The organism is Streptomyces sp. LUP30, from assembly GCF_001746365.1.
GTDB lineage: Bacteria > Actinomycetota > Actinomycetes > Streptomycetales > Streptomycetaceae > Streptomyces.
Window position 1 is genome coordinate 3163 of the sequence record NZ_MJAJ01000094.1, and the last position, 10695, is coordinate 13857.

The 10695-nt window shown below is 71.6% G+C and carries 10 protein-coding genes; 2 read left to right on the forward strand and 8 right to left on the reverse strand.

Annotated elements, in window-relative coordinates; genetic code table 11:
* The coding region (locus BG482_RS39170) for a CdaR family transcriptional regulator (protein WP_176741579.1) at positions 1-1054 on the forward strand (1054 nt) is incomplete at its 5' end.
* Positions 1055-1462: 408 nt separating this feature from the next.
* Here BG482_RS39170 and BG482_RS39175 read toward each other — a convergent pair.
* The 7 genes from BG482_RS39175 to BG482_RS39205 form a co-directional block, all read right to left on the reverse strand.
* Positions 1463-1915: a hypothetical protein gene (locus BG482_RS39175; RefSeq protein ID WP_069773988.1), complete on the reverse strand. Its 453-nt coding sequence runs from the start codon at positions 1913-1915 to the stop codon at positions 1463-1465.
* Positions 1916-2056: 141 nt separating this feature from the next.
* Positions 2057-3475 (reverse strand): FAD-binding oxidoreductase, encoded by a 1419-nt coding sequence (locus BG482_RS39180; RefSeq protein ID WP_069773989.1) that lies wholly within the window; start codon positions 3473-3475, stop codon positions 2057-2059.
* 32 nt (positions 3476-3507) lie between these two features.
* On the reverse strand, positions 3508-4308 hold the full coding sequence (locus BG482_RS39185; protein WP_069773990.1) for an ABC transporter permease: 801 nt from the start codon (positions 4306-4308) through the stop codon (positions 3508-3510).
* On the reverse strand, positions 4309-5238 hold the full coding sequence (locus tag BG482_RS39190) for an ABC transporter permease (protein ID WP_069773991.1): 930 nt from the start codon (positions 5236-5238) through the stop codon (positions 4309-4311). It abuts the gene before it with no gap.
* 1 nt (position 5239) lies between these two features.
* Entirely contained in the window at positions 5240-6391 is a 1152-nt protein-coding gene (locus BG482_RS39195; RefSeq protein ID WP_176741580.1) for an ABC transporter ATP-binding protein, read from the reverse strand.
* A 5-nt stretch (positions 6392-6396) separates the two neighbouring features.
* Positions 6397-7644 (reverse strand): PotD/PotF family extracellular solute-binding protein, encoded by a 1248-nt coding sequence (locus tag BG482_RS39200; protein WP_069773993.1) that lies wholly within the window; start codon positions 7642-7644, stop codon positions 6397-6399.
* Between the two features lie 58 nt (positions 7645-7702).
* On the reverse strand, positions 7703-9214 hold the full coding sequence (locus tag BG482_RS39205; RefSeq protein ID WP_069773994.1) for a gamma-aminobutyraldehyde dehydrogenase: 1512 nt from the start codon (positions 9212-9214) through the stop codon (positions 7703-7705).
* Between the two features lie 221 nt (positions 9215-9435).
* Between BG482_RS39205 and BG482_RS39210 the strand changes: the two genes are divergently transcribed.
* Positions 9436-9996, forward strand: coding sequence for an NADAR family protein (locus BG482_RS39210; RefSeq protein ID WP_069773996.1), 561 nt, complete (start codon positions 9436-9438; stop codon positions 9994-9996).
* 29 nt (positions 9997-10025) lie between these two features.
* Here the strand turns inward: BG482_RS39210 and BG482_RS45715 are convergent.
* The coding region (locus BG482_RS45715; RefSeq protein ID WP_256096617.1) for a DUF4190 domain-containing protein at positions 10026-10695 on the reverse strand (670 nt) is incomplete at its 5' end.

Here is a 10695-nt window from a genome sequence, read left to right on the forward strand (position 1 = left end):
GGGCGACCGGCCCGAGCACGACGACCGCCACGACGACCGGATCGAACTGCACTCCCTGGGCACCGGCCGGCGCCCGCGCGCGGCACTCGCCGTCGGCACCGCTTCGGCCCCGGGCACCGCCGAGCGGTACGCCGTCCACTCGGCCATCGCCCTGCTGACCCTGACGACGGAACGCTCCCGCCCGCTGCAGGCGGCACAGCAGCGGATCGGCGCGGCGGTGCTGCGCATGCTGCTGGCGAGCGAGCCCGACCATGCGCGGGCGGTCGCCGGGGACCTGTACGGCGATCTGCTCGACGCCCCCTTCCGGGTGATCGTCGCCGAGGCGGCGTCGGCCTCGCGGACGCACGCGGACCCGTCCGCGCGCGGGTCGGCGGGCGTCGCGGAGGGGCCGCACGCGCGCGCGGCGCTCGCGGCCCAGCCGGCGGGCGACCCGTTCGGCGGTCTGGTCGAGACGATCGAGTCGGCGGCCGCCCGGGCCGGGGAGGCCGTGCTGGCCGTCCCCGAGGGCGACCGGCTGACGGCGCTGGTCAGGGACGGGGGCGCGGCCGCGACCGCGTGCGCGCGCTACGCGACGGCGTGGGAGAGCGCGCGCGCCGACGACGGCGCCGCGCCCGGGACGGGCGACGAGGACGAGCTGGTCGTCGGGCTGTCGGCGCCGGCGGGGCCGATCGCCGCGGCGGCGGCGTACAGACAGGCGGAACAGGCGCTGTCCGTGGCACGGCGCCGGGGCCGGTTCTTCGTGGAGCACGAGCAGCTCGCGGCGGGCTCCGTGCTGCCGCTGCTCGCGGACGACGCGGTGAAGGCGTTCGCGGACGGCCTGCTGCGTGCGCTGCACGAGCACGACGCGACCGGGCGCGGCGACCTGGTGGCCTCCCTGCGGGCCTGGCTGTCCCGGCACGGCCAGTGGGACGCGGCAGCGGCCGACCTGGGCGTCCACCGCCACACCCTGCGCTACCGCATGCGGCGGGTGGAAGAGATCCTCGGACGCTCCCTGGACGACCCGGACGTCCGCATGGAGCTGTGGCTGGCCCTGAAGACGACGTCGGCGGACTGAGCCCGGCGCACAGCGAGCGAGCCGGCACGATCGATCCCGCCCACGGGAGCCGGGCGAAGCCCTCGCGATCCGGCCTGTCGCGATCCGGCCCGTCGGCCGTGCGGCGGCACAGGCCCGTGCGATCGGCTCGCCCACAGGCGCGGTGAAAGCCCCCGGACCGGGCCCGCGCGAGGCCTCGTGACCGGCTTGCCGCCCGGTCGTCCGGCTGCCGACGGGGCCCCGGGTCATCGTGGTCGGTCTGCCGCACGCCGGGGGCCGCGCCGCCCGTGGAGGGCCGCGCCGCCCGTACGGGTCCGTGTGAGCCGTCTCCGTGCTGTCGGCCGCGTCGGCCGCCGAGGGGCGGTGTGTCCCGCCCGGGTGGGGTGAAGGTGTCCGTCCCGGCGTGGCCGCGGAGGGGCGTCCGGGGCGTCAGTCGGCTCGTCCGTCCGCCAGGCCCGCCGCCGCCTCGTGCATCGCCAGTTCGAGGAGCGCCGGGTCGGTCAGGGTTCCGGTGCCGTCCGGCGGGACCAGCCAGCGCACGGTGCCGGTCGAGCGGCCCGGATAGGGCACGACGATCCAGGTGCCGGCCCCGGCCGTGCGGATGCCGGTGCCGAGCCAGCGGGCGGCCGTCCCGGGCGCCACGAAGAAGCCCATGCGGTCGTCCCCGAAGTCGACGAGCACCGGGCCCGGCCGGTCGAGGATCCGGGTGAGGACGTCGAGGGTGGGATGGCCGAGCGCGCCCGGCAGGATGAGCACGTCCCACGCCCTGCCCGCGGGCAGCAGCGCCACCCCCAGCGGGTTGCGCTCCCATTCCCAGCGACACGCGTCGGGATCCGGTGCGACCGATGCCAGCCATTCGACGGCCGTCTTCGCCCCAGCCATGAGAAGACCTCCCCTTCACTCGTGGACGCGGTCGCGTCACAAGGGAGAGGGAGGTCCCCGGCGGGCATTACGCGGGTTCGGGCAACCCGTTGGAGTGAACCGGGCCGCGGCTCGCTCCGGCCCTCGCCGCCACCGGGCCGGTCAGCTGTCGAAGCCCAGTCCAAGTCTGTCCATCGTCTTCAGCCACAGGTTGCGCCGTCCGCCGTGCGCGTCGGCCCGGGCCAGCGACCACTTGGTGAGGGCGATGCCCGTCCAGGCGAACGGCTCGGGCGGGAAGGGCAGCGGCTTCCTGCGGACCATCTCCAGCGACGTCCGCTCGGTGCTCTCCCCCGAGAGCAGGTCGAGCATCACCTCGGCTCCGAACCGCGTGGCCCCGACGCCCAGACCGGTGTACCCGGCCGCGTACGCCACCCTGCCCCGGTGGGCCGTGCCGAAGAACGCCGAGAAGCGCGAGCAGGTGTCGATCGCCCCGCCCCACGCGTGGGTGAAACGGACGTCCTCCAGCTGCGGGAAGCAGCCGAAGAAGTGCTCGGCGAGCTTGGCGTACGTCTGCGGCCGGTCGTCGTACTCGGCGCGCACCCGGCCCCCGTAGGGGTAGACGGCGTCGTACCCGCCCCACAGGATCCGGTTGTCGGCCGACAGCCGGAAGTAGTGGAACTGGTTGGCCGAGTCTCCGAGTCCCTGCCGGTTCTTCCAGCCGATCGAGTCGAGCTGTCCGGCGGTCAGCGGCTCGGTCATCAGCGCGTAGTCGTAGACCGGCACGGTGTACGACCGCACCCGCCGGACCAGGTTGGGGAAGATGTTCGTGCCCAGAGCGACCTGCCGCGCGCGGACCTGCCCGTACGGCGTGCGGACGGCCATTGCGGCGCCGTGCGGCTTCAGGTCCAGCGCCGGCGTGTGCTCGTACACGCGCACCCCGAGCCGCAGGCACGCCGCCTTCAGGCCCCAGGCCAGCTTGGCGGGGTGGAGCATGGCGACGCCCCGGCGGTCGTACAGGCCGGCCTCGAAGGTGGGTGAGGCGACCTGCTCGCGCACCGCGTCGGCGTCGAGGAACTCGATGCCGTCGCAGAGGCCGCGACGGTCGAGCTCCTCGTACCAGTCGCGCAGCTCCTGCGCCTGGTACTCCTCGGTGGCGACGTCGATCTCACCGGTGCGCTCGAAGTCGCAGTCGATGCCGTGCCGGGCGATCGACGCCTCGATCTCGTCGAGGTTGCGCATCCCGAGCTCCTGGAGCCGGTGGATCTCGTCCGGCCAGCGGGTGAGCCCGTTGGACAGGCCGTGGGTGAGGGAGGCCGCGCAGAACCCCCCGTTGCGGCCCGAGGCGGCCCAGCCCGTCTCGCGGCCCTCCAGCAGCACCACGTCCCGCTGCGGCTCGCGCTCCTTGGCGAGGAGCGCGGTCCACAGTCCGCTGTAGCCGCCGCCGACGACCAGCAGGTCGCAGGTCTCGGGGCCGGTGAGCGCGGCCTCGGGGCGGGGCCGGCCCGGGTCCTCCAGCCAGAACGGGACCGGCTGGGCGTCGGAAAGAGAAGTGATCCACCGGTTCATGGCGCTCGGGGCCATGATGTCAACTCCCTACGGAATGCTGCGCAGGCTCACGCCTTTTGCTTGTTGCGGCGATTGCTGACGACCATCGACGTCAGGACGAGGGCCACGGCGACGAGGAACATGGCCGTGCCGACGACGTTGATCTGGACGGGCGTCCCGCGCTGTGCCGAACCCCAGACGAACATGGGGAAGGTGACGGTGGAGCCCGCGTTGAAATTGGTGATGATGAAGTCGTCGAACGAGAGCGCGAAGGCGAGCAGCGCGCCCGCGGCGATTCCGGGGGCGGCGATCGGCAGGGTGACGCGCAGGAAGGTCTGCGCGGGCCCGGCGTAGAGGTCCTGGGCGGCCTGTTCGAGGCGCGGATCCATCGACATCACGCGTGCCTTCACCGCCGTCACGACGAAGCTCAGGCAGAACATGATGTGGGCGATGAGGATCGTCCAGAATCCCAGCTGTGCGCCCAGGTTGAGGAAGAGGGTGAGCAGCGAGGCCGCCATGACGACCTCGGGCATGGCCATCGGCAGGAAGATCAGCGAGTTGACGGCGCCCCGCGCGCGGAAGCGGTAGCGCACCAGCGCGAAGGCGATCATCGTGCCGAGGAGCGTGGCGCCGAGAGTCGCCCAGACGGCGAGCTGGAGGCTGAGCGACAGCGAGCCGCACATGCCGGCGACCCCGCACGGGTCCTTCCAGGCGTCCGTGGAGAACTGCTGCCATTCGTAGTTGAAGCGGCCCTTCGGCTTGTTGAAGGAGAACACCGTGACGACGACGTTCGGCAGGAGGAGATACGCGAGGGTGAGAAGCCCTGCGATGACCACGAAATGGCGCTTGAGCCAGTTGACGAAGGGCATTTAGACCAGATCCTCCGTCCCGGACCTGCGGATGTAGAAGGTGACCATGAAGAGGATCGCGGCCATCAGGATGAAGGAGAGGGCCGCCGCCGTCGGGTAGTCCAGCACGCGCAGGAACTGCGTCTGGATGACGTTGCCGATCATGCGGGTGTCGGTCGAGCCGAGGAGTTCCGCGTTGACGTAGTCGCCGGCCGCCGGGATGAAGGTCAGCAGCGTGCCGGAGACCACGCCCGGCATCGACAGCGGGAAGGTGACCTTGCGGAAGACGGTGGACGGCCTGGCGTACAGGTCGCCCGCCGCCTCGTGCAGGCGTCCGTCGATGCGCTCCAGCGAGGAGTACAGCGGAAGGATCATGAACGGCAGGAAGTTGTACGTCAGACCGCAGACCACCGCGAGCGGTGTGGCGAGGACCCGGTCCCCGGCCGTCCAGCCGAGCCAGCTGGTGACGTCGAGGACGTGCAGCCTGTTCAGGGCGCCGACGACGGGACCGCCGTCCGCGAGGATCGTCTTCCAGGCCAGGGTGCGGATCAGGAAGCTGGTGAAGAACGGCGCGATCACCAGGATCATGATCAGGTTGCGCCAGCGTCCGGCGCGGAAGGCGATCAGATAGGCCAGCGGGTAGCCGAGCACGAGGCACAGGATCGTGGCAGCACTCGCGTAGAGCACCGATCGCAGGAACTGCGGCCAGTACGCGCTGAGGGCGTCCCAGTAGGTCGCGAGGTGCCAGGTGACCTTGTAGCCCTGCTCCAGTGAGCCCGTCTGCACGGACGTGGAGGCCTGGTAGATCATCGGCAGCGCGAAGAACACGATCAGCCAGAGCAGACCGGGCAGCAGCAGCCAGTACGGCGTCAGACGGCCGCGCTTGCGCGGGGGCTTCTTCGCCGGCGCCGTCGGGGACAGAGGCGGGGGCGCCTCGGTGAGGGTCGCCATCTCAGACCGCCGTCTCTTCCTGGACGCCTGCGTCGATGTCCTGTGCCGCGTCCAGTCCGAAGGTGTGGGCGGGGCTCCAGTGCAGGACGACGTCGGCGCCCGGGACCAGCCGGTCGTCGCGGTCGATGTTCTGGGCGTAGACCTCGAATTCGGGGCAGACCGAGCTGTCGATGACGTACTGGGTGGAGACGCCGATGAACGAGGAGTCGGCGATCTTCCCGGTGATGCGGTTGCGCCCCTCGGGGATCTCGCCCGCGTCGTCGACGTGGCTGAGGGAGATCTTCTCCGGGCGGACGCCGACCAGCACCTTGCCGCCGGTCGTGGTGGGCGCGGAGCAGCGCGCCTCGGGCAGCACCAGTTTGCCGCCGCCCGCCTTGAGGACGATGTCGTCGCCGCTCCTGGAGTCGACCTCGGCCTCGATCAGGTTGGAGGTGCCCAGGAAGTTGGCGACGAACGTGGTGTGCGGGTTCTCGTAGAGGTCGGCCGGGGAGCCGAGCTGTTCGACGCGGCCCGCGTTCATCACCGCGACGGTGTCGGCCATCGTCATGGCCTCCTCCTGGTCGTGCGTGACGTGCACGAAGGTGATGCCGACCTCGGTCTGGATGCGCTTGAGCTCCAGCTGCATCTGGCGGCGCAGCTTGAGGTCCAGCGCGCCGAGGGGCTCGTCGAGGAGGAGCACCTTGGGGTGGTTGATCAGGGCGCGGGCCACGGCGACGCGCTGCTGCTGGCCGCCCGAGAGCTGGTGCGGCTTCTTGCGGGCCTGCTCGCCGAGCTGGACGAGCTCCAGCATGTCCTCGACCTGCTTCTTCACGCTCTTGATGCCGCGCCGGCGCAGACCGAAGGCGACGTTCTCGAAGATGTCGAGGTGCGGGAAGAGGGCGTAGGACTGGAAGACGGTGTTCACCGGGCGCTTGTACGGCGGGAGGGCCGTGACGTCGAGGTCGCCGAGGTGGACGGTCCCGGAGGAGGGTTCCTCCAGTCCGGCGATCATGCGCAGGGTGGTCGTCTTGCCGCAGCCGGAGGCGCCGAGCAGGGCGAAGAAGGAGCCCTGCGGGACGGTCAGGTCCAGCGGGTGGACGGCGGTGAAGGAGCCGTAGGTCTTGCTGATGCCGGTCAGGCGGACGTCGCCGCTGCCGCTGTCGTTCGTCTTCATCGTCGTCACGCCCCGGTCAGCTTCGCGAACTTCGCTTGGTAGGCGGTCTCTTCCTTCGCGCTCAGGGAGCGGAAGGCATGGGACTTGGCCTGCATGGCCTTGTCGGGGAGGATCAGCGGATTGTCCGCCGCCGACTTGTCGATCTTGGCGAGGTAGGGCTTCACGTCCGCGACCGGACTCACGTAGTTGATGTACGCGGCGAGTTCGGCGGCCGGCTCGGGCTGGTAGTAGTAGTCGATCAGCCGCTCGGCGTTCGTCTTGTGGCGCGCCTTGTTGGGGATCAGCATGTTGTCGGTCGAGGTCATGTAGCCGCTGTCCGGGATGACATAGGCGATGTCGGGGTTGTCGGCCTGGAGCTGCACGATGTCGCCGGCCCAGGCGACACAGGCCGCCAGGTCGCCCTTGCTGAGGTCGGACGTGTAGTCGTTGCCGGTGAAGCGGCGGATCTGGCCCTTGTCGACGGCCTTCTGGAGGCGGGCGAGGACCGCGTCGTAGTCGTCGCCGGTGAACTTCGCCGGGTCCTTGCCCATGTCGAGCATGGCCATGCCGACGGTGTCGCGCATCTCGGTCAGCAGGCCGACCCGGCCCTTGAGCGCCGGGGTGTCGAGCAGGTCGGAGACGGACTTCACCTCGACGCCGTCGAGCGCCTTCTTGTTGAAGGCGATGACCGTCGAGATGCCCTGCCAGGGGTACGAGTAGGCGCGGCCCGGGTCCCAGTCGGGGCTGCGGAACTGGTCCGACAGGTTGGCGAAGGCGTTGGGCAGGTGGGACGCGTCCAGCTTCTGGACGTAGCCGAGCCGGATCATGCGGGCGGCCAGCCAGTCGGTGAGGACGATGAGGTCGCGGCCCGTGTCCTGGCCTGCGGCGAGCTCCGGCTGGATCTTGCCGAAGAACTCGTCGTTGTCGTTGATGTCCTCGGTGTACGTGACCGCGATGCCGGTCTGCTTGCGGAACGCGTCCAGCGTCGGACGGCGTTTGCCACTGTCGTCGACGTCGATGTACTCCGGCCAGTTGGAGAACTTGACGACCTTCTCCTTCGCCGAGTGGTCGTCGGCGGAGACGCCGCCCTGGGACTTGCCGGCGGCGGGGATGCCGCAGCCGCTCAGCGCGCCGAGGCCGCCCAGGGTGAGCGCGCCGCCGGCGGAGGCGCGCAGCACCGACCGGCGGGTCATGGCCGCCCTGCCGTTGCGGAAGCTGCGCCGTATGGCGGCCAGGTGGGCCGGGCTGAGGCGGTCTGGCTCGTACTGCTCCATGCGCGTGGTGCCCTTTCGGGAGGTACGGCCGTGGTCGGCGGCCGATCGTCGTCGCTTGTCAGTCCCCGAAGACAGTGCGGTGCCAGGGCTTGCGGGCCACCGCCGTGTTATCGAACATAACGTGCTTTACCTGGGTGTACTCCTCGAACGAATACGCTGACATGTCCTTGCCGAAGCCGGAGGCCTTGTAGCCGCCGTGCGGCATCTCGCTGATGATCGGGATGTGGTCGTTGATCCACACGCATCCGGCCTTGATCTCGCGCGTCGCCCGGTTCGCCCGGAACACGTCCCGGGTCCACGCGGAGGCGGCCAGCCCGTAGGGGGTGTCGTTGGCGAGCGCGATGCCCTCGTCGTCGCCGTCGAAGGGCAGGACCACCAGGACCGGCCCGAAGATCTCGGACTGGACGACCTCGCTGTCCTGGGCCGCGCCCGCGATGAGCGTCGGGAGGTAGTACGCGCCGCCCTTCAGCTCCCCCTGGGGCGCCTCGCCGCCGGTCACCACGCGCGCGTAGCCGCGCGCCCGGTCGACGAAGGCGGCGACCCGGTCGCGCTGCGGATGCGAGACGAGCGGACCGAGGTCGGTGCCGGGGGCGAAGGGGTCTCCCACCCGGACCGTCTCCATCAGCGCGGCCGTCCGCTCGACGAACGCCTCGTAGAGGGGCCGCTGCACGTACGCGCGCGTGGCGGCCGTGCAGTCCTGCCCGGTGTTGATGAGCGCGCCCGCGACCGCGCCGTTGGCGGCGGCCTCCAGGTCGGCGTCGTCGAAGACCAGGAGGGGCGCCTTCCCGCCGAGCTCCAGGTGCAGCCGCTTGACGGTCGCGGTGGCGACCTCGGCGACGCGCTTGCCGACGGCGGTGGAGCCGGTGAAGGACGTCATCGCCACGCCGGGGTGCCCGACCAGGTGCTCGCCCGCCACCCGCCCGGTCCCGGTGACGATGTTGACGACACCGTCGGGGATCCCGGCCTCCGTCGCCGCCAGGGCGAACAGGAGCGAGGTCAGCGGGGTGAGCTCGGCGGGCTTGAGCACGATGGTGTTGCCCGCGGCGATCGCCGGGAGGATCTTCCAGGCCGCCATCTGGAGGGGGTAGTTCCAGGGGGCGATGGAGCCGATGACGCCGATGGGCTCACGGCGGACGTAGGAGGTGTGGTCGCCGGAGTACTCGCCGGCCGACTGGCCCGCGAGGTGCCGGGCGGCGCCGGCGAAGAAGGAGGTGTTGTCGATCGTCCCGGGGACGTCGAACTCGCGGGTCAGCTTCAGCGGCTTGCCGCACTGCAGGGACTCGGCGCGGGCCAGGTCCTCGGCCCGGTCGGCGAGGACCGCGGCGAAGCGGTGCAGCGCGTCGGAGCGCTCACCCGGGGTGGCCGCGGACCAGCCGGGGAAGGCCGCGCGCGCGGCGGCGACGGCGGCGTCGACGTCGCCCGCGCCCGCCAGCTCGTAGGTGAGGACGTCCTCGCCGGTGGCGGGGTCGACCACGGTGTGGGTGGCGCCGGACGTGCCCTTCGTCAGGCGGCCGGCGATGTACTGCGCGCCGTCCGAGAAACGTTCCTGTGCGGGAAACCGGTCCTGCATGTCGCTCTCCTCCGCCTTCGCCCCGAAGTGTTCGGCAGCGGGTGGCGTAGCTCCAGCTCGAATTGATTGCCGATCCTGACAGAGCAAGGGCACTCCAACAAGTGATTCCGTTGTTGCCTTTTGGTTACGCGACGGAATCTGTCGACGAGGGGCGACCAGGTGTCGAGTCGGAGCGGAAAAGGAGGGACGCTCTGTCAGTGGCGCGTGCCATGCTCGGCTGCATGGACAGGATCGAGGACCGGGAGGCGCTGGTCAGCGCCGTCCGGGCGGGGGCCGGGATCAAGTACCTGCACTTCTGGGGACACCGGCCCAGGCCGGACGGGCGGATCGGCGCGAGCTGCCTCAGCCAGTGGTGGCCGTCACCGTTCGTGGTCGACGGGATCGGTTACGCGACGGCCGAGCACTGGATGATGGCCGGGAAGGCACGTCTGTTCGGCGACGCCGAGGCGGAGCGGCGGGCGCTGGCCGCCCGCTCCCCCGCAGAGGCGAAGAAGGAGGGGCGGCTGGTGCGCGGCTTCGACGAGGAGACCTGGCAGCGGGAGCGGTTCGGGATCGTGGTCGAGGGCAGCGTCCACAAGTTCGCCTCGGACGCCGGGCTGCGCGCTTTCCTGCTGGGCACCGGCACCCGGGTGCTGGTCGAGGCGAGCCCCATGGACCGCGTGTGGGGCATCGGTCTCGCGGCGGACGACGAGGCGGCGATGGATCCGCAGCGGTGGCGCGGGCCGAACCTGCTGGGGTTCGCACTGATGGAGGCGAGAGAGCGGCTGCAGGCCGGCGGCTGAGCCGGCTCTCGCCGTCCGTCGGAGGCGTCTCAGGGCACCACGGTCGTCAGGACGCCCACCGCGACGGCGAGCACGAGTCCCACGGCTCCGCAGATGATGCCCGCCAGCGCCTGGCCGGGGTTGGAGGCCTCGCCCCGGCCGGCCTTCCGGCGTCCGATCGAGCCGAAGACGACGCCGAGGATGCCGAGGACGGCGGCGAGGGGCCACAGACAGAAGAGGACGGCGGCGAGGATCCCGAGCGCGAGCCCGGCGACCCCCATGCCGTTGCTGTCCCCCGCCCCGGTTCCGGTCCAGCCGTACATACCGGGGCCGCCGCCCCCGTAGGGCGGCGGAGGCGGGTAGCCGTAGCCGTAGCCGCCCGGGTAGCCGTAGGGGATCTGTCCCGGCCCGTCGGGGGCGATGGGCGGCGGCGGGACGGCCTGCGCGGGAGGCGCGAACGGGTTGGGCGGCGGACCGCCGACGGCGGTCCCCGGGTTCGGCGGCGGGAACGACCCCAGCGGCTGCCCGGTCCGGGGGGCGCCGAAGGGGTGGGCCCAGGGCTGCGGAGCGCCGCCTGAGGCCGGCATCGAGGTGACCGTCCGCTGGTCGTGAACGGACGCGGACGCGTGGCCGGGAAACCCGGGGGCCGGGGCGGCGGTGTGACCGCGCCCGCTCGGCTCGCCGCCACCCGGGGCGGCCCACGGGCCGGCCGCGCCGGCC

Excerpts from the sequence above, each read along its gene's own strand:
- BG482_RS39175 (WP_069773988.1), bottom strand. The coding sequence starts at position 1,915 with ATGGCTGGGGCGAAGACGGCCGTCGAATGGCTGGCATCGGTCGCACCG.
- BG482_RS39180 (WP_069773989.1), bottom strand. The coding sequence starts at position 3,475 with ATGGCCCCGAGCGCCATGAACCGGTGGATCACTTCTCTTTCCGACGCC.
- BG482_RS39185 (WP_069773990.1), bottom strand. The coding sequence starts at position 4,308 with ATGCCCTTCGTCAACTGGCTCAAGCGCCATTTCGTGGTCATCGCAGGG.
- BG482_RS39190 (WP_069773991.1), bottom strand. The coding sequence starts at position 5,238 with ATGGCGACCCTCACCGAGGCGCCCCCGCCTCTGTCCCCGACGGCGCCG.
- BG482_RS39195 (WP_176741580.1), bottom strand. The coding sequence starts at position 6,391 with ATGAAGACGAACGACAGCGGCAGCGGCGACGTCCGCCTGACCGGCATC.
- BG482_RS39200 (WP_069773993.1), bottom strand. The coding sequence starts at position 7,644 with ATGGAGCAGTACGAGCCAGACCGCCTCAGCCCGGCCCACCTGGCCGCC.
- BG482_RS39205 (WP_069773994.1), bottom strand. The coding sequence starts at position 9,214 with ATGCAGGACCGGTTTCCCGCACAGGAACGTTTCTCGGACGGCGCGCAG.
- BG482_RS39210 (WP_069773996.1), top strand. The coding sequence starts at position 9,436 with ATGGACAGGATCGAGGACCGGGAGGCGCTGGTCAGCGCCGTCCGGGCG.